The sequence below is a fragment of the Lysinibacillus sp. FSL L8-0126 genome (genome assembly GCF_038630385.1).
GTDB lineage: Bacteria > Bacillota > Bacilli > Bacillales_A > Planococcaceae > Lysinibacillus > Lysinibacillus fusiformis_D.
Genome location: NZ_CP152028.1, coordinates 831,208 through 851,664, shown reverse-complemented (window position 1 = coordinate 851,664; position 20,457 = coordinate 831,208). Strand labels below are relative to the sequence as shown.

The window sequence follows — 20,457 nt, the reverse complement described above, 5'->3', positions numbered from 1 at the left end:
AACAGAAAGGTGGTGAACGAATGAATCAAGTCGGACTGGTCGGAAGGTTTACGAAAGATCCGGTGTTACGTTACTTATCTGGAAATCGTGTACAGACTCATTTTTCATTGGCCATTAACCGCAATTTTAAAAACAATCGTGGAGAAGTAGATGCAGACTTTATTTTCTGTACAGCTTGGGGAAGGCTGGCAGAACATATCGTCAAATATTGCGGTAAAGGCTCTTTAATCGGTGCAAATGGTCGTATTCAAACAAGATCATTTGTAAATGAAGAAAACACTAAGATTTTTATGACAGAGGTGGTTGTAGAAGATATACGATTTTATCATCTCAAACAAAGGAATAGTGACGAAACGGCTATTGTACCGCCACAGCCACCGAATGAACAGGAAGACTTAAAAGATTTTGTTTTACCATAGACAAGCTATTTACATACGGAGCAAGAGAAATATCGTTGTCTGATCCGCCATTCTCCTTATATTTCTTGCACCGTAGCAACAGAAAGGAATGATGTATACACATATTAAAAAGACATTGCTGAAGACCGCACAGCAATGGATGTTTTGACACAACTAAATAAGAATGTTTGAAGTAAGTAGGGATAAGAAGTAACGAGGTTCCACTAAAAGAGCGCCAAGAACAATGTAGCTCTTGGCGCATCTAATTACTATATGTCCAATGTTATTAGATCACGAAGTTCTTGATCTTCTAACTCGGTCAACCACTGGCTTGATTGAATGAGTTCTTCGGATAATGCAGATTTCTGCACCAGCATTTTATCAATTTTTTCTTCAATTGTACCGATGGTTACAAATTTATGGACCTGCACAAATTGTGTCTGCCCAATGCGATAAGCACGATCAGTTGCTTGATTTTCGACAGCGGGGTTCCACCAGCGATCTGCATGTAAAACATGATTAGCAGCTGTTAAATTAAGACCTGTTCCACCTGCTTTTAAGGAAAGAATAAATATAGGGAAGTCTCCTGCCTGAAAAGCCTCTACTAAGCGGTCACGCTGCTGCTTAGGCATAGCACCAGTTAAAAACGGTGCATCCACATTGTATAGTTCACTTAAACAATGCTGTAGCAATTGCCCCATTCCGATATACTGTGTAAAGATAAGGCATTGTTCGCCATTGTCCACAATCTCTGCTGCCATTTGTACAATGCGCTCTAGCTTAGTCGAACGTGCAAGCATTGTTTCGGCATCCTCGAAAGATTCCTTTAAATATAAGGCAGGATGATTACATAGTTGCTTTAACTTACTAAGCATCTTTAAAACACGTCCCTTTTTTTGAAAACCTGTTAACTGCTCTAGCTGATCGAGTGTCTCTAAAATATATCCTTCATAGAGAGAAGCTTGCTCGGCTGTTAATGGACAGTATTCGTTCGATTCTAGCTTATCTGGTAAGTTAAGCTGTAAATGGGGATCACGCTTTGTACGACGCAATAAGAAAGGTTGAATTTTAGCTCGTAACTTCTGCTTATGTGATTCAGATTCGTCTCGTTCAATAGGCAAAATAAATTCTTCATTGAAGCGGCCAAAGCTACCTAAATAACCCTTATGAATGAAATCAAAAATAGCCCATAGCTCAGATAAGCGGTTTTCTACAGGTGTTCCTGTAAGGGCAATATGATGGTCTCCTAACAATTTACGAATGGCTCTTGATTGTAAGGTCTGCATGTTTTTTATATTTTGAGCTTCATCGAGCACAACAGTTGCCCATTCTATATTCTGTAAAAATTCAGTATCCTGCGACACAGTACCATAGGTTGATAAAATAACATGTGGTTTTTCGGCAGTCACTAGCTCTTTAAAATCCTCATCCTTAGCTCGATTTGTCTGATAATGCGTATGCACAATCAGTGAAGGGGCAAATCGAGCGAGTTCTTTTTGCCAGTTACCGAGGACTGAGGTTGGACAAATAATAATGGTTGGCTTCGTATAATCAGCTGCTGTCTCATAAATATGAAGTAAATAGGTGATTAGTTGCACCGTTTTCCCAAGTCCCATATCATCGGCTAGACATGCACCAAAACCTTGTTCGCGCATAAAGATTAACCATTCAAAGCCCTCTTGTTGGTAAGGACGTAATTCGGTTTGTAAGGATAAAGGAATCGGTACTGCTGGCAAGCCCTTCTTCTCCAAAAGCTGCTCCATATATGATTTTAATGATTGTTGTATTTCCAGTGCGAAAATTGGATCATCTCTTAGCGCATCATCGGCATCTTCTTCGAGAGGAGCAGACAAGTCTTCGGGTAATTCTCTAAACAACAATTCTCGAACAGTCCAACTTTCATCTTCTGCCTGCTGCATTAGTTCACGCATTTCGTGCATCCAATTGGCATCGACTCGGAACCATTCCGTACCTATACGAATAAATTCACGTTTCTCATCCACCAGCTTTTTAAATTGCTCAGCTGAAATCGTTTGCCCATTCATAGAAAATTGCCATTTAAACGTTAAAATATCATCTAATCCTGCTACCTTCTTTGTGGAGACATTGTTAGTTGTTACACGTACACGTAATTTGGATTGTTTTAAATCTTTTAGCCATGCAGGGAGTACAACATCAAAACCAAGTGCCTGTAATCTGGCGAGATCCTCACGTAAAAAAGACCGTACTTCTGAGTCCTCCAATGTCACACGAATAAAGGTATCACTTCTGATATCGTCATTGGATAGAAGATTCACAATTTGTTGTTGCTGTTGTTCAATTTCAGTGGCGAACATTCGCCATTTCGTAGGAAGCGCCTCTTCAATTGGTAAGGATTGCTTACGAATAGCAGGAGTCCAGTAGTTTTTTGTCGTAGCAGTGCTGAGCACTGTTTCTAATAACCAGACATCGGCTTCATCTTCTGGCTCACTTAACCGTAAAGAAACTGAAACTGCACCGGCTTGACGAGCTTGATCCAATGGCCAGCCACCACGTAAGAAAAAGGGTAGAAGTTTTGGTAAATCAGCTAGTATTAGACCAACTTGTGAAAGCTTTTGCTGAACAGCTATTTCTAATAATGCTGTATCGATGTGATCAATAGGAAAAGTTAGCGAAGAAAAATCTTCCGCAATGACAGCGTATGACCAAAGTGAGGGCTCCTGCCAGTATTCCTGTAACGCCAGTACTTTTCCGAGCCATTCCTTACTTTCATCATTTGCACCAAGCCAATTAATAAAGGGATGTTGGAAGCTTGATGAAAAAATATCAAGTAATTCAGCAGTAGAAACCTCAATCGTGAAATCAGTCCGATTGGTTAATAAGCCATAGACATTTGCTTCATAGGTAAAGAATAATGAAGAAATTAATGTATCAGCGTCGATTGTCGTACCATTTGCAGTAAAACCCTGCAATGTAAAATATCCTTCCCGTGCTACATCAATACGAAGCTGTTGAGTTTGGGAAAAGGGGGAAGGAGCATTTATTGTCATCATACTAAGTTTCCTTTCTCAATTTCTTCTTGTAACGCACGTAATCGTTTATATTCTGCACGAATGGTTTGCATATATGTTTCAAAATAAGCTGTTTTGCCAGCTCGTTTTGCGGCACTACGCATACTTTTCCAAATACGCACAGCTTGCTTATAATTCATACGTGATTTTTGTGAAATTTCAGCCATTGCATAGACATGGTATAAAGGTAAAACAGTAGCTGGTTCAATCTGTAAGACGTCCTTTAATCCACACATTTCTAAATAGGATAGAGATGAAGGATTTAATTGATGGAGAGCAGCCCATTCACGGTAACGTCCTTTTTTAATTAAAAACGATGAAAATGGCTGAAGCCCATACACACCAAATGCACTGTATAACATTGCTTCCTCTTCCTCAGTAAGCTGTATGTCATCAAATAAAAGCTGAAATTGCCTTACGTACTGGGCTCTTTGAACGACTGGTACGACTTCCTGTAGGAAGGCTTCAGTCAAAGGTAATATAGCTCGTAAAATGACAGCTAATGAATAGGACTCACCAGCACGTTGAGCAAAAGTAGCCAGTTCAAATAAATCCTGCATTTGCGGTAAATCAATCTGTGCCAAATTTTCGAGCAGCAGATCCTCCTTTTGTAATAACACATAAAATAATAGCTTTAATGATTGCAAAGAAATTTCTTCCGAACGGTTTTCTAGATTATTTAAATAAGTTAATTCCTGCTCGCGTCGAGGCTTCTCATAAAAAAGCACTGCCCAAAGCAGCATATATAGACGAAGTCGATGGGCAAACAGCCCTTGTCGTTCTAATAAAAATTCCCTTACTAGCTCTTGAATGGCATCATAAAAAGGATCAGTCGCAAAAAGACGTGACCGATTCGTTAACTCAGTAAGAATGCTTTCAAAGGATTGCATGCTTTGATCGATAAAGTATTTCATATATGGAGAATCTAATGAATGCCCAGCTGTTGCATTTAAATGCCGCCATATAGTATTTAAAATAGCTAATTCCATATAGAGCTTATAAAGGGGCTGCCATTCACGTTCAAAGGGCATATGTCGGCGAAGACGCTCCAATGCATCTGTTCTTACAGCAGAAAGCCCATAGCCCTCTAATACTCGGCCAGATGGTAATAAGCGCTTCATTACTTCATCAACCATCATCGACCAGCTTTGTGGTCTACGTTCTTCTGCTAAGGTTTTTAGCTGGACCGATTTTTGAGCACGCCAAGTACTCGACCAATTTTGCACGGAGTCAAAGTATTGGTAGAGAGCGAGTAAAGCACCTACTTGATGTCGACACCATTTAGGTTGTGGACAGTTACAATGTAGCTCTTCCTTGTAAAAATCAATTTCAACAGAAGCGGGTCTGACATCCTGAACACTTGCATATAATATAGAACTTGTTCCATTAAAACGTTCAAAAACAATGGATTTATTTCTTACAGAAAAGACAGCACGACGCACTAGTTCTTCATCTTCCGTAGAGGAAGGATGTAGCCCTTGTTCAGCTTCTTTTAATTTAGTCAGCACAAATACTTGATGTTCTTTAGCTATTTGCGATATAGACAATGCCATAACCTCACTCCTTTCATCATGTATGGCTATGTTTAACATTGTTAATTGTAAGAATGAAAAAAAGACTGTCCTTCCATTATACGATTAAAATGCAGTAATGATAAGCTGAATGATCAGAAAGAAAAAAATGAATTCAAAGATAGTTAACAAGCCAATTGATTTGTGTTAAAATCTGAATAATCAGATAACTAAGGAGGGATGAAGGATGATGCAAGTTCAATACATGAAGCCGTTTTACACAAAAGTTACTGGAGACAAATTACGTCTCGTATTTGCTTATCAATATTTCTCTATTTTAAAAGAGAATGAGATTTTCCATTTCATTCCTATAGAAGGTAAAGAGATGATTATCAACATGAAGACACAGCAAATTGAAAATTTATCTGAGGTTTTTGTTTTCCAAAAAGGAAATCGTTTTATCAGATTACCACTTTATCAACTACTGCTTATTACGAATGTTCATGAGCATCTAGCACCAATACTTGAAAGCGCAACACCGAAGAAACAAATTCCACTTGTTTCATCTGTGACGGTTGGCGAAATCGATCAGCTTATCGCAGAACTAGAGGAGAAAAATTTTGATTATTTAATTGATCAAACATTATTGGAGAACGATAAAGAACTCTTTTTCGAACTGCTACAGCAAAAGAGCCATCAACTTGGAGGTTTAACAATTGAATAGATGGAATGCCCAGTAAGCACCTACTTTTCAGAAATGATAAGCAGGTGCTTTTACTAAAATTTGGCATGTACCTCCAGAAGGAGAAGAATTGTATTCCAACACAAGCTACTGTCATATTGCCACAAAGCTGAATGAGCGACTTGCAAGTCAGCTAATCATCATCGCTCGTAATGACTATAGGTTCACTAAAAAATCTGGACACTATTAAGCTAAAAGGAGTCATGTGCCTATAAATTGTTAATAATACATAAAAAATTAGCAATGATTCCCATAATGGTGATTAATAGAATAGAGAATAGGCCGATATACATATTAAGAAGGTGGTGAAAGCATGCTTGGTAAGTGGTCAGCTACGGGGATGTCGATCCTGAATAATATGAATCGGCATCAAAGTGCGATGAGTAAAGCTATGCTACGCATTTCGTCGGGGTATCGAATCAATAGTGCAGCGGATGATCCAGCTGGATTGGCGATTTCTGAAAAAATGCGTTCTCAAATTCGGGGATTGAATATGGCGGCTAAAAATATACAGGACGGCATTTCTCTCGTGCAGACAGCAGAGGGGGCACTGAATGAGACACATGCGATGATTCAGCGCATGCGTGAATTAGCAGTGGAGGCAGCCAATGACACATTAACCGATGATGATCGTGAAAAATTAGAGCTGGAGTTCCAAGAATTAAAGAAGGAAATTCAGCGCCTCTCTACGGATACAGAATTTAATACGAAGACATTACTCAATGGAGATCATGAGACAAATAGCATTAAAATTCAAGCAGGGGCCAATGCAGGGCAGCATATAGAATTATTTATCAATGGTATGGGCTCTGAAGCACTTGGTTTGAAGGATGTGTCCATTGCTACTCGAGAGGATGCAGATAAAGCCATCTCTTCAATGGATGAGGCTTTAAAACGTGTATCTAATGAGCGTTCTCGTCTAGGAGCGTACCAAAACCGTTTGGAACATGCTTATAATGCTAATGTTAACACCGCAGAAAATTTACAAGCGGCAGAGTCTCGTATTCGAGATGCAGATATCGCTAAAGAGATGATGAATATGGTGAAGGCTCAAATTTTGATGCAGGCCAGTCAATATGTCTTAGCTATGCATATGCAGCAAGCACAGTCTGTTTTAAAATTATTAGAAATCGGAAAAAAATGATGAATTTCAATATTAATTGAAATTCATCATTTTTTCATGTTTATTGTGAAAAAACCTCAATGGCTAATTTCGCCGTTGCTGTTGCTTCATTTTGTAAGGGTATGATAGCCTGACGCATATTTTCTTGAACCGTCGTAAATGATTCAAGGATTGTGACGGCTTGTTCAAACAATGTCACACCGTTCCAATCATCTGCTTCGACATGACCAATAACTGGTTGACTGACAATGTCAGCAAACGCATCGATTTTTGGATCGTACGAGATGGCGATAAAAGGAGTCGCATAGATTGCAGAAAAAATGAGAGAATGTAGTCGCATCCCAATTAATAATTGAGATTGTCCAATTACTGCGATTTTCTCCTCTATGGATAAATCGGCTGGCGCAATCAAACTTTTCTCCTTCATTAGTGCAGCTACTTCCTGTGATGTTTTTAAATCATGCTCACCATGCATAGGTAAGAAGACAATTTGCTCACCTTGACGTACTAATTCGTCTAGGCTATGCGCAATTTTTTCTTTGTACGCTATGGCGGATGGCCAGTCACGCACACTTACAGAGATATAGCTATCTGCTGATAATGTGACACTTTCGAGCCATTCACTATGAAAGTCACTACCGTTAAGTCCCATAACGGGGTCTGGCACAAGCTTAGCCTCTTTTCGTACACCAATCTCTGTTAGAAGAGCTTGAGAGGCTTTATCTCGGACTGTAATTTGCTCTACCTTATTAAAGACAGAGCGAACAATGAATTTACTTAGAGAGTGATTAATCGGGCCCATGCCTTGGGCGTAAACAAATACTGGTTTTTTCAACCATTTTGCTATTTGGATAACGCCCGCATAGTAAGGAATGGTTTTCATTCCTGTTTGATCCTGCATAAGGCTACCGCCACCGCTGATAAGTCCATCTGCCCTTTTAAGCAATTGGCGTATTTCTTTCATTTTCCAACGATTCACGGCTTTGACACCGTATGTTTGCTCAGTAGCTGCTGGATTATTGGATAATACCGTGATTTCTATATCATGCTGCCACTTTTTTAGAGAGTGGATAATGGACAGCAGGATGGCATCATCGCCAACATTATCAAATCCATAATAGCCAGATAAAACAACGTGCATTATGACCACCTCGCGATTGCCTTAGAAACCCAACGATAACCAATTTTGAAGATGAGGATAAACACTAATCCTACTACAAGGCCAAGAGATACGCTGTATAGTGTACGCAAGACAGAAACAGCTACTGGAATGTGTAGGTGGGTAAATGTATTGACGATGGATAGGAATCCGATAACACCTGGTACAAGTAGGATACTACCCCATTTGCGATTAATCCCCATTACATATAACGCTAAAATAAAGAATGGGAAACCAATTAAAAATTCCTTCGTCCTTGGTCGAACATACAATGTATTTTCGAGCCATTGTCTAAAGGCTAATTCCATATCACTGACAGAACCAGAGTTACCTGTACGGCTAATGTAAAATAAACCGATACCTGCGACAACTACTAGTAATAGCACATGCCAATATTTTAGTTCTTTGTTTAATAATGTGACGGTATTCGATAAAGATTCTTTGATGTTTTGCTCAGCTAGTCGGTTGATCTCAATTACAGTAAATAATAATACACCCATAATTGGAATGAGATAAACAAGCTTAACTCCTTTAAATACAGCAAAGCCTGTCATAAAGGCATTACCATTCAATAAGCCAATGACAATGATAATCCCAATAAGACTAATCGCTACGGCCTTCACATATTGCACCAAGATTTTAGCCATTTTCGTAGAGCCTTGCGCTGATTTGATGACTGCATAGGTTGGTGCAAGGACTGCAATAATTAGTGCAAATGCTTGTAAGAATAGAGTACTTTTTAGAATAAAGTACGCAATAGCTAGTAACGCCATAAAGCCAGCTGCCGCTATACGAAGAGGCATCCATTTTACTAACTCTGAAACGATAAAGATAAATAAAATACCTGCTAATAATACGGTTGCTGTGACCCATGCTGGAACGGCAACTTTATCAAATAGCTTTGGTTCACCTGGTTGGAAATGATCGGGCATTGTCTCATGAACACCATTTAAGTATTCAATCGTGTCTTCTATATTATCTTTGGCATTGCCTGTTGTTTTAATATGATAGAAGATGGAGCGAATATTACGCTCTTTGACAGCTCGTGTTGTACGGTCAATACTTGCATTTAACTTTAATTTTGTTTCTCTGTTGACATTGATACTATGCAAACGAATCATATGATAATCCGTCATTTGAGCGATTTTACTTTCGCCTTTGAGCGGGTTGCTTTCAATTGTGTAGAAGTAATAGCCAGCATCACTTAATTTTTCAACTAATTGATTGCCATCTTCTTGTCCAAATCCAATGGCTTCATCGCCTTGGCCAAGCAAACGACCAGCAGAAGCATCTTTTAACGCTAGTAATTGATTTACTATTTTTTCATTAGCTACTTCATTATCTGCATTTTCCACTTTAAAGATGTGGGCTAGTCCATGCTTACTAATCATATCAATCGCAGGCTGATCGTAACCAATTGGTGTTTTTAAATCAAAATTGTGGTTAGAAGCAGGGAGGAAATAAAAAGCTTCTTCTCCTATTTGTACTTCCTCTGGTTCCATGCTTTCCATGATAAGCTTCTGATAGCTTTCATTTTCAGGCACTCGAATATAATAGCCACCCTTAGTGATATTAATAGCATCTTTATAAGGTGTAAATAATAATTGCGCTGCTAATTCGCTTTCTTTATAAACCGTAATTAAGTTTTGTTTTTCCATTTCCTTTAATGTTAAAGGCTCTAGACTTACCGTATTCAGTCCAGCATCCTTTAAGGAGGAAAGAATTTCATCCATTGTTAAATCGCTATTTTTTTCTGCGGTTTGTATTTCATGATAGGGAATGACAATTTCATAAGCATTATTCGATTGCTCTGCATTCCACCTCATCATCATACCTGTGGAGGAAACGATGAGTAAAAGAACAATGATTCCCCAAAGCCATTTCTGTTTCGACATAAGTGTCCTACCTCTCTTAATTATGAAAATCTTTTTCCGATAACAGGGATTTTCTTTAAATCTTGTTTATGGATTGCTTTCATCACCCATAGAAGAAGGAAATAAAGAGCTCCTCCCACTATAATTGCAACAGTTAGATAACCCATCGCCAACATTCGAGACCAATGTGTAAAATCAAGCCAAAGCGTTGGTAAACCAACGGCTGCCCCCATTACGATGGAAGACACAATCATTTTTACCGTATCTTTTCCAAGAACAGTGAAGCGAATCATACGATAAATAAAGACAGAATTCACAATAAATAACACTAAGTACACCAACAACGTTGCATATGCAGCACCATCTAAACCGAATTCTTGAATAAAGAAGATGTTCGAAAACACCTTAAGGACAACTCCACTCAAAATAATGATGGCTCCTGTTTTGGCAGCATTCATGCCCTGTAAAATACCTGTTCCAAGTAGTGTCAGGGATGTAAAGACGGAGCTAAGGTTAATGATGGCTAACATTAAGCTTCCCTCTAAGTCTTTGAAAAGAGCTAGATTTAAAGGCAAGGTTAAGGCTAGCAGCCCGATAGCAGCTGGCCAAGAAATAAGATGTGTCATACGATGTGTTCGTTCAATAATACTGCGTGTTTCATTCAATTTACGTTCTGCTAGCTTCGTTGTAATCAGCGGCACAAGTGGTAAGATAATTGAAGAAGCGAAAACCGTTGTGATTTGAACTAATGTCAGTCCTCGACCATAAATCCCGTAAAGGAAGCTAATCTCACTTGCATCTGCTCCAGCATTTCTTAAGCCATATGTGACCGTGAAGGAGTCAACGAAATTAAAAAGTGCCATTGTTACAGAACCAATTGCAATGGGTATGGAGATTTTTAAAATGGTTTTACTGTATGTGGAAAAATCCTTACTAGAATATTTCTCCTTGCTCGTCACTTTTACCGAAGAACGGAAATATTTAAAGAGTAAATAGAAAAGTGATCCAAGTGCACCTAATACAGAACCTGCCATAATACCACCAGCTACGATATCATTGGAATAATCCATCGCAACTAAGAAATACGCAACAATTAAAATTAAAGCGACACGTACTAATTGCTCAATCACTTGTGAGATGGCAGTAGGTCGCATATCCCCAAAGCCTTGGAAAAATCCTCGATAGACAGCCATATAGGGAGCAACGAGTAGTGTTAGGGCTACAATGATTAATGCAATCTCCGTTGAAGGGCCACCAAGTGCATTCGCTATCTGCTCTGAAAAGCCGTAAATGATTGTAAAACTAATGACGCCAAAGGATAATGCAAGGATTCTTGCAGTCACATAAATTTTCTTAATTTTGGCAGTATCCATACTCGTCCTAGCTTCCGCAATCAGCTTAGAAATAGCGATAGGGATACCAGCAACGGATAAATACAGTGCCACCATATAGACAGGATAAACAAGACTAAAGATACCGAGTACTTCATCACCAGCAATATTTTGCAGCGGTATACGGAAAATACTACCGATTACTTTAGAAAGTAATGTTGCAATTGTTAAGATAAGTGTACTTTTGACAAAGGTTGACTGACTCATTTTGTTTTGCCCTGACCTTTAAGCTTTAATGCAAAAACCTTTAAAGCAAAGCGAGGGAGAACGAGCATTCTGCCAAAACGACTTGGCTGACGCAGCACTCGGTAGAGCCACTCCAAGTTTAACTTTTGCCAAATGACTGGAGCACGCTTTACAGTGCCAGCGATCACATCGAAGGAACCACCTACACCGATAAATACACCCTTTGAAAACTTATCCAGATTTTTTGTAATCCATTTTTCCTGTCTTGGTACACCTAATGCTACAAACACGAGATCAGGCTGTAATGTCGCGATTTCATTTGCAAAATCATTATTATTCCAGTCGAAGTAACCATCATGATAGCCAACGATATCAACATTTGGGTAGTTTTTATGAATATTCGCAACCGTCTTTTCGATTGTTTCTTTTTGTGCACCTAATAAATAAATTTTAAAACGCTTCTGCTGACCTACTTCCAGCAGTCGTACCATCGTATCATAGCCTGTTACACGCTCTGGCAGTGATTCACCAAGGATTTGTGCAGCTTTAACGACACCAATGCCATCCGCACAAATGTAGGTCGCCTGCTGTAAATAATTCATTACAGTGGCATTTTCGTTTGCCTGCATAACAACTTCTGGATTGGCTGTTACAACGAAAGTCTTTTCTTGCTGTTCAATACGATGAACGAGTAAATCAACAAACCCTTGCTGATTAATATGTAAAAAGGGTACGCCCATAATTGTTACATGCCTCATATAGTGTTCAAACCTTTCTGTAATTCCTTTTTCACTGCAATCTATCATACCATAAAAGCAATATTGACAGGAAATTTTCGTATAGGGGTTTAGTCGTTATGGAAGAGGGTATATCTCAGACAAGGAAATGAAAGTGGAAAGGGATGTCGATAGTCATAGTCGAGTAGCGCCTATTACTTAGCATGATCGATGAACCAGCTAAATAAGCATAAAATTGTACTAAATTTTAGGAGAATTTTTTCATAATCCTAACATATAATTTCGAGTTTCTTCTATTATATAGCGATCAAATAGTAGGACAAAAATGAACAATAAAAAGAGTGCGCAGCAATGTCGCACTCTTTTTTAGATGATCGCAATCGAATCATTTTTTTACAATATAATCACCATGCACCCAGCCAGTTTTGCCGTTGTAGATTACCTGATACCAAGCACCATTTTTTATGAACTCACCTTTGTCATCTACTTCACCAATAATAAAGCCATTCGGTTTCACTGTGCCTAAAATAGCGCTTGTAGTGGAAGGTTCACTTCTGACATTGAGCGTGATATTCATGTTAACAATCTGTAGACCATTTTCAAGAACGACATAATCATCAAATACCCAGCCTTCTTGTCCATTAACACTTACTTTGAACCAGCCACCATTTTCGCCAAGGACTTTAAAGGATGTATCCTTTGGTAAATTCGTAATGATTGAAGCATTATCAGTTGTAGTCGGGTACGTTCTCATATTGAGATTAATCGTAGCCTTGCCTGTGGCTCCAGCTAACCCTAAATCCAACGCATATTGCTTCGTTGGGCTTGGTAATGATGGCGCGGAAGACTGACTTTGATAAGCAGGTACATCAAACACCAAATTAGTTGTTGTATGAGCACCAATTAATTCGTAGATGTCATAAATCTTTTTTGCTTGAATGACTGCCCACATCACATGCGTAGCATATTGGTGAACGGTTGGATTTTCAGGATTCCAACGCATTTTATATAGTGTGTCTTGCCCCTTGCTAATATACTGATCCTTTACAAATTGAGCACCACCAATAATAGCATCCTCAACAGTAAACCAACCATTTGCATAGGCACGCTCAGCCCCATATTTATTAGCATCTGCATCAATAGCACCAATACCATAAGCATTGTAAGTTTTCTTAATCGCTGTTAATTTTTCACGATTTTCTGCGGTCGCCATCATCGGTTTACCATTAGTATCTAAACCAACGTCGATACCTTTAATAAGTGATGAGCCACCATTGGCTGTTTCATGTAAGGCATGGGATACCAAATAAATGGCATTGACATTGTTATCGACACCCGCTTTTATAAAGGCATCAGCTGTATTCGCTAAGCTTCCTTTATTCGCAAGTACCTTATCATTCAGTTCCTTTGCACTAAGGTTATTCACCACAGTAGATAATTTTAAAAATTGATAATAAGATGGGCTATCCTGCATAAAGCTTTTTGGGTGCACATAGTATGACACTAGTGCCTCGCTAGCCGTGAAAATGCCTGCACCATCGACCTTTGGATTATTCTTCGCCTGATTACGTACCACCGTTGAGTAATCGTGTGAGTAGTTCGTCGTAGTGTATTGCTTACCACCTGTTTCAGGTGCTTCCAAATGGATTAAACGATAGAGCACAGTAGCTGCCTCGGCACGAGTTGTTTGGGCAAGAGGTGCAAATTGATTATTAGGCTTCCCGACAAGTAGTCCTGTCGTGACGACAGCTTGTACATCTGCATAGGCCCATTTGGCAATACGAGCATTATCACTAAACGTAATAGGGGAGGAAGTTGTGTTGATGTTTTGATAATGGAGAGCCCTTTTTAACATAGCCGCCATTTCCTGACGGTTAATATGATCATTTGGGTTGAACTTACCTTGCTCATCACCTTTGATCAGTCCGTGATAGCTTGCCTGTTCGATGACCCCGTAATACCAGTCGCCCTTCTTAACATCTGAGAAGGTTGCATTACTAGAAGCAGCTGGCAGATTAAGTGTTCTAACTAGAAATGCAGCAAACTCAGCACGAGTAACAGCATCATTCGGACGATAATTGCCGAATTCATCACCTTTCATTAAATCGTTGGTAATAAGATAGTTCATTTCATGGTAGGCCCAGTGCTTCGAAAGATCTTCTGCTGAAGCGGAAGTAGGTGCCAGATATAACATTCCGGCAAGCACGGCCCCGTAAAGAGGAAATTTACGTTTCATTTTTTTAGCTCCCTTCAATAGCTGATGATGTTCTATCAAACTATCAAAAGTGTAGCATAAAAATAGCCAATCTATCATTACAACATGAGGACAGATAGAGACTGCTTTTCATTAATATAGTAGAAACTCTTGAAAAGTCTGGATTTTACAGAAAAGTACAAACAGTATTACTGTAGCTTTACAATTATTACTAAATTATTACGGGAGTCTTTAATTTTTGACAATTTAGTAACCATTCTAGAAAACACTTGGTTATTAAGGAGAGTCAGGTATAATAGGTAACGGAACTATATGTTACCAATCCAAATAAGGGGATAAATAGATGGGAGATTTTAAGTTTCTATAAAATACCACACTAGGTATGGTAAAAAAATCTTCTATAACTAAATTTATGTCCCAGTGCTTGAATTATGGAAAAAAGAGTGTTATATTATTGTAGAAAGTGAATAAGCTTACTAGAATGGTATTCTACTACTCTTTTTCTAGTAACTTTACTAAGAAAATTTGCTTTAGTTTTGAATTATTCAGGAAAGCTATAATACATAAATTTAGGCAACTAATTATGGTGGTACTATAGTTTTCATTGGAATAATATCAATTTTTAGGAATATTAGGGAGGAATACAAATAATGGCAAAGCAAAACAAAGGCCGTAAGTTTTTCGCGGCATCTGCAACAGCTGCATTAGTTGCATCAGCAATCGTTCCTGTAGCATCTGCAGCACAATTAAATGATTTCGATAAAGTTTCAGGGTACGCTAAAGAGGCAGTTCAAGCTTTAGTTGACAGTGGTGTAATTCAAGGAGATGCTAACGGCAACTTCAACCCAACTAGCACAATCACTCGTGCACAAGCTGCAACAATCTTCGCAAATGCTCTAGAATTAGAAGCTGAAGGTTCTGTAGACTTCAAAGACGTAAAAGCTGACGCTTGGTACTACGATGCAATCGCTGCAACTGTAGAATACGGAATCTTTGAAGGTGTAAGCGCAACTGAATTTGCTCCTAACAAACAATTAACTCGTTCAGAAGCAGCTAAAATTCTTGTTGAAGCTTTCGAATTAGAAGGTGAAGCAGATCTAGGTCAATTCGCTGACTCTTCAACTGTTAAACCATGGGCTAAATCTTACCTTGAAATCGCAGTAGCAAACGGCGTTATCAAAGGTTCTGAAGCAAACGGTAAAACAAACTTAAACCCAAATGCTTCAATTACTCGCCAAGACTTCGCAGTTGTATTCTCACGTACACTTGATACTGTAGATGCAACTCCAAAAGTTGACAAAATCGAAGTAGTTGACGCTAAAACTTTAAACGTTACTTTAACTGACGGTACTAAAGAAACTGTTACTTTAGAAAAAGCTCTAGAGCCTAACAAAGAAACAGAAGTTACTTTCAAAATCAAAGACGTTGAGTACACAGCTAAAGTTACTTATGTTGTAACTACAGCTACTGCAGTTAAATCTGTATCTGCAACTAACCTTAAAGAAATCACTGTAGAGTTCGACGGTAAAGTTGACAAAACATCTGCTGAAGATGTTGATAAATATACTGTTGATAGCTCAATTGAGTTAGATTCAGCTACATTATTAGAAGATGGAAAAACTGTCCGTTTAGCAGTTAAAGAAGTAAATGGTAAAGTTTTAGAAAACCAAAAATCTTACAAACTTTCAGTGAAAAATGTTAAAGCAGGAGAAAAAACTATTGATGCTACTAATGTAGCTTTCACTCCAGTTGATAACACATTACCTGAAGTTTCAGAAGTGAAATCTCTTGGAACAAAAGCTATTAAAGTAACTTTCTCTGAGCCAATTAAAAAAGCTTCTACAACAAACTTCAAACTAGATGGTAAATCATTCTTTGGTACTGTTGATGAAGGTTCTCGTGAGTTAATCTTAAAACCTTATTCTTCTACAGACTTATCAGTTGGAAAACACAAATTAGAAGTATCTGGTGTTGAAGATTTCGCAGGCTTCAAAGCTTTAACTAAAGAAGTTGAATTTGAAGTGGCTGAAGATAAAGTTGCTCCTACTGTTAAGAGTGTAAGTGCTACTCTTGAAAAAGTAACAATTACTTTCAGTGAAGAAGTTGATGCAGACACAATTTCTAAATCTAACATCTATTGGATGTCAGGTTCAGATAAAAAAGCTGCAGGTTCAGTGAAGAAAATTGCTGGAGATGTTTATGAATTTGACTTCTCTGCAAATGCACTACCTGGATATGAAATGACATTGTTCGTAGAAGGTGTTAAAGACTACTCAGGTAACCAAATTACTGAAACTCAAGTTAAAGTAAAAGCTGAAGTAGATCAAACTCGTCCAGAAGTTACTGAAGCTTCTATTAACAAAGTGGATAACAAAAAAATCACTCTTAAATTTAACAAACAAGTTAAAATTGCTGTTGGTGATACTAAGTACTTCACTTTAACAGATAAAGATGGTAAAGTTGTTCCAATTAAAACTGTTACTGACGAAACTGGAACAGGTGTAAACAAAGTATTTACAGTTGAAGCTTACGATGCATTAACAGAAGGCTACAAACTAAAAGTTGTTGGAGTACGTGATACTACAAAACTTCAAAATACAATGAATGATGTAACAGTTACTATTACTGGTAAAGATACAGTTGCTCCAAAATACGTATCTAACTCTGCAAATAGCAAAACTCGTACAATCATCATTAACTTTAACGAAGAAATGGATTTAGCAACACTTGCTGATTCTAAAAATTATCTTGTTACAATTAGCGGAAAACAACAACAACTTCCTTCAGGTACAGAAGTAACTCCTGTACAAGGTGGTAAAGCTGTTCGTATCATCTTCCCAGAATACATTGGTAATGACCTAGTTGGAATCAACGATTCTACTAAAGCTGCTAATGTAACATCATTTAAATTATTAGCACTTAAAGATGTTGCTGGTAATATCGTTGAGCAATTTGGTGGAAATGATATTCTTCCAAACACTGCAGCTGCAACATTAGCTGCTTATGATGAAAACACTGCTGATAATGCAAAATTAACTGAAAAAGGTATTGTAAAAGTTCGCTTTAACCAACCAATTGGTAAAGCTGCAGTTTCTGACTTTACTTTAACTGGTTCAAGTGTATCTATTGCTTCAGTTGAAACTGATGGTTCAGATCTTGTAACAGTAAAATTATCAGGTGAAGTAGGTAGCACAGGCTTTACAAATACTGCATTAGATGCTTTAACATTAACAGTTAAAGCTGATAACAAAATTACAACTACTTCTGGTAACAATGTTACTGGTGCTACTGTAAATGTAAAAGATGCTGTTAAGCCTCAAGTAGAATTAGCTAAAGATCAAACTCGTTTACAAGTAACTAATCATAAAATTGAATTACCATTCAGTGAAACATTAGATAAGACTGATGTTACTACTGTAAGTAATTTCAAATATGATTTAGTAGTTACTAATGTTAGAACTGGTAAAGTAGTATCACCAGCTGAATATACGACAGCTATTAAAGCAGGTGGAAAAGATAACGTTATCGAAATCGAATTTACATCTCCTACAAGCGATGAGTTCAAAGTAAGTGTGAAGAAGGATGCTTCATTTATTGCTGACAAAGGTGGTAACAAAGCGGCAGCATCTTCTGAGTATTTAACTTCTGTAGGTGCTATTGACACAGTTGCACCAAAAGCACCAACTGTATCTTTACCTGCTAATACAGTAGTAACTTCTTCTCCTAACTACACTATTACTGGTGAAGCAGAAGCTGGTTCAACTGTGAAAATTTACAATGATGTTAATAATAATGGAGTTATCGATGCTGGTGATTTAGTAGTAGCATCTGGTACTGCTACAACTGGTGGAACATATTCAATTGCTACTCCATTATCACCAAATGCAGAAAATAACTTTGTTGTTACAGCTACAGATGCATCTGGTAATGTTTCAGCTACTACTGATGTTACTTTTACTATCACTCATGATAGCACGGCACCAACTGTTGTACCTGCTACAACAAAAATGCTTACAGCTACAACTTTCCAAGTAAAGTTTAGTGAACCTGTTACAGCTACAGCTGCTGATTTCACAAACTTTATGTATGATGCAGATGGTGCTGGAGTTGGTGCACCTGTAAGTATTGCAGTAGTTTCTATTGCAGGTTCTGGTACAGATACTATTACAGTAACAACAGCTGCAAATGCTACATTTGCTACAGGAGTTGGTACTGGTACTGTAAACATCGGCGCTGGTATTAAAGATGTAGCAGGAAATGCAATTACTCCAGTTACTAATCAAGTTGTTTTAACTGACTAATTATCTGACTTTATTTTAAATATAATATTTGAATATTGTTAATAGAGGTTGGAAAGTAATTAGCTTTAAATAATGAAAAAAAGTGAAATTGAGTGCGCTCAATTTCACTTTTTCTATTTTCCTTCTTTAAGCCTTAGCTGATTGTTGTGAACTTTCGTAAATTAATTGCCCCCATTGCAAGCTCAATTTCATCTTCGAGACTAAAAAACGAGTAAAACGTAAATTATCCTTCAAAAATAGAAAAATTGGTATCATATCTACTTTTCTCTGACGATAAATAAGTCCTATTTTTTCTGAAAGCTTCGCTCTTACATATTCTTTTTGTTGTTCCAATTGCCTATTCACCATTATTATTCTATTATTACTTTTTTTAACTTTTGTATAAGATTGCTGCTGTTGAGATCAAGATGGAAAAGTGGATTGAATATAATAAACATTTTATCAAATAACTAATAGATTTTTTACCAAATATTAACCAGTAATAATATTACTAGAAGCTCTGTAATGAAAAATTGCACTGACCTAAAAATATGAGACAAATAAAAACACCTTTCGTTGAAAAACGGGTATTGAATACCAAACAATCAACGTGGAGGTGTTTTTTCTATGGGTACAAGAGTAAGTTATCCAATTGAGATAAAAATGAAAGCGATTGAAATGAGGTTAGCTGGTGTGCCAGTGAAGGAAGTGCTTGAGCCATTAAATATTAAAAATCATACGCAACTAAAAGTGTGGATGAAATGGTATCGTGAAGGAGAGCATCAACGATTCCAACAACCAGTTGGGAAACAATATTCATTTGGTAAAGGTCCTGAATACGATACAGAGGAGGCATGTTTACAAGCTGAAATTCGTTTCTTAAAACAACAAATTGAAGTACTAAAAAAGTACAAAGAACTGGAGAGGAAGTGGTTGGACAAGCATTCGTAGACCTCGTAGAAGAATTAAAAGGAACCATGTCTATTCAAACTATTTGTGCCCATATGGGGACCTATTACCGTTGGTGAAAACAACGTGGGATACTGTCCAATAAAGATAGTCGAGATCAAGCGATTGGTGAAGCTTGTGCAGCCCATAAATATCGTTATGGCTATCGTAAAATCGCTACTTTATTTCCATAAATTTCAAAAAAACGGTACAAAGAGTGATGCAAAAATGTAATTGGTCTTGTCGTGTCAAAGTAAAAAAGCGTAAACGTACCGGTCAACCAGCGAACATAGCAGACAATACATTAGCCCGTGATTTTAAGGCAACAGCACCCCTCCAGAAGCTCGTAACCGATATTACTTACTTGCCTTTTGGTCAGTCGATGTTATATCTTTCAAGCATCATGGATTTATACAATGGTGAAATCATTGCCTATACAGTCGGTGATACACAAGATACAACGTTTATCTTAGATACGCTCGCTCAATTGAAGCAGCTGCCTGAGGATATCATTCTGCATAGCGATCAGGGCTCTGTGTATACGTCCTATGTTTATCAAGCAGCAGTAAAAGAAAAAGGAATTACCATGAGCATGTCCCGCAAAGGCACGCCCGCTGATAATTCCCCAATCGAAACATTTCACTCCTCGCTAAAGTCCGAAACGTTCTATCTCGACGGAATACACAGCACGTCTAATGCTTGTGTGATTCGAATCGTCGAAGAATATATACACTATTATAACAATATCCGTATCCAAACGAAACTAAACAACCAGTCGCCGGTAAAATACCGTCAACTGGCAGTTTAAAAGGTGTTTTTTTACTGTCTCAAAAAAGGTAGTCA

Annotated in this window: 12 protein-coding genes and 1 pseudogene; 5 read left to right on the top strand and 8 right to left on the bottom strand. The window is 37.9% G+C overall.

Features of this window, described 5'->3' with window-relative positions:
* The first annotated feature begins 20 nt into the window (after positions 1 to 20).
* On the top strand, positions 21 to 419 hold the full coding sequence (gene ssb, locus MHI34_RS04040; RefSeq protein ID WP_036124475.1) for a single-stranded DNA-binding protein: 399 nt from the start codon (positions 21 to 23) through the stop codon (positions 417 to 419).
* A gap of 248 nt (positions 420 to 667) precedes the next feature.
* On the opposite strand, the gene MHI34_RS04035 is transcribed toward ssb, so the two are convergent.
* Both MHI34_RS04035 and MHI34_RS04030 read right to left on the bottom strand, forming a co-directional pair.
* The gene (locus MHI34_RS04035) at positions 668 to 3,430 is read right to left on the bottom strand and encodes a DEAD/DEAH box helicase (protein WP_271912368.1); all 2,763 of its coding nucleotides are present in this window, start codon (positions 3,428 to 3,430) and stop codon (positions 668 to 670) included.
* Positions 3,427 to 5,001, bottom strand: coding sequence for a hypothetical protein (locus MHI34_RS04030; RefSeq protein ID WP_036124323.1), 1,575 nt, complete (start codon positions 4,999 to 5,001; stop codon positions 3,427 to 3,429). The genes MHI34_RS04035 and MHI34_RS04030 overlap by 4 nt, the downstream gene beginning before the upstream one ends.
* 205 nt (positions 5,002 to 5,206) lie before the next feature.
* On the opposite strand from MHI34_RS04030, the gene MHI34_RS04025 reads away from it, so the two are divergent.
* Together MHI34_RS04025 and MHI34_RS04020 are read left to right on the top strand one after the other, a co-directional pair.
* The gene (locus MHI34_RS04025) at positions 5,207 to 5,683 is read left to right on the top strand and encodes a transcriptional regulator (RefSeq protein WP_036124322.1); all 477 of its coding nucleotides are present in this window, start codon (positions 5,207 to 5,209) and stop codon (positions 5,681 to 5,683) included.
* Between the two features lie 331 nt (positions 5,684 to 6,014).
* Positions 6,015 to 6,845 carry a flagellin gene (locus MHI34_RS04020; protein WP_036124319.1) on the top strand — a complete coding sequence of 277 codons (831 nt, stop codon included), beginning with the start codon at positions 6,015 to 6,017 and terminating at the stop codon, positions 6,843 to 6,845.
* Between the two features lie 40 nt (positions 6,846 to 6,885).
* On the opposite strand, the gene csaB is transcribed toward MHI34_RS04020, so the two are convergent.
* The 5 genes from csaB to MHI34_RS03995 form a co-directional block, all read right to left on the bottom strand.
* Positions 6,886 to 7,965, bottom strand: coding sequence for a polysaccharide pyruvyl transferase CsaB (gene csaB / locus MHI34_RS04015; protein WP_036124317.1), 1,080 nt, complete (start codon positions 7,963 to 7,965; stop codon positions 6,886 to 6,888).
* Positions 7,965 to 9,878, bottom strand: a complete 1,914-nt coding sequence (locus MHI34_RS04010; RefSeq protein ID WP_342504132.1) for a DUF5693 family protein — start codon at positions 9,876 to 9,878, stop codon at positions 7,965 to 7,967. Before MHI34_RS04010 ends, csaB begins: the two co-directional genes overlap by 1 nt.
* Positions 9,879 to 9,898: 20 nt before the next feature.
* Positions 9,899 to 11,455 (bottom strand): polysaccharide biosynthesis protein, encoded by a 1,557-nt coding sequence (locus MHI34_RS04005; protein WP_342504131.1) that lies wholly within the window; start codon positions 11,453 to 11,455, stop codon positions 9,899 to 9,901.
* The gene (locus MHI34_RS04000; protein ID WP_342504130.1) at positions 11,452 to 12,192 is read right to left on the bottom strand and encodes a WecB/TagA/CpsF family glycosyltransferase; all 741 of its coding nucleotides are present in this window, start codon (positions 12,190 to 12,192) and stop codon (positions 11,452 to 11,454) included. The genes MHI34_RS04005 and MHI34_RS04000 overlap by 4 nt, the downstream gene beginning before the upstream one ends.
* A gap of 364 nt (positions 12,193 to 12,556) precedes the next feature.
* Positions 12,557 to 14,407: an S-layer homology domain-containing protein gene (locus MHI34_RS03995; protein ID WP_342504129.1), complete on the bottom strand. Its 1,851-nt coding sequence runs from the start codon at positions 14,405 to 14,407 to the stop codon at positions 12,557 to 12,559.
* Positions 14,408 to 15,036: 629 nt separating this feature from the next.
* Here MHI34_RS03995 and MHI34_RS03990 point away from each other — a divergent pair.
* Entirely contained in the window at positions 15,037 to 18,687 is a 3,651-nt protein-coding gene (locus MHI34_RS03990) for an S-layer homology domain-containing protein (RefSeq protein WP_342504128.1), read from the top strand.
* A gap of 126 nt (positions 18,688 to 18,813) precedes the next feature.
* On the opposite strand, the gene MHI34_RS03985 is transcribed toward MHI34_RS03990, so the two are convergent.
* Positions 18,814 to 19,020 (bottom strand): hypothetical protein, encoded by a 207-nt coding sequence (locus MHI34_RS03985; protein ID WP_342504127.1) that lies wholly within the window; start codon positions 19,018 to 19,020, stop codon positions 18,814 to 18,816.
* Positions 19,021 to 19,293: 273 nt separating this feature from the next.
* Here MHI34_RS03985 and MHI34_RS03980 point away from each other — a divergent pair.
* Positions 19,294 to 20,422: pseudogene (locus MHI34_RS03980) on the top strand (IS3 family transposase).
* The last annotated feature ends 35 nt before the right edge of the window (positions 20,423 to 20,457 follow it).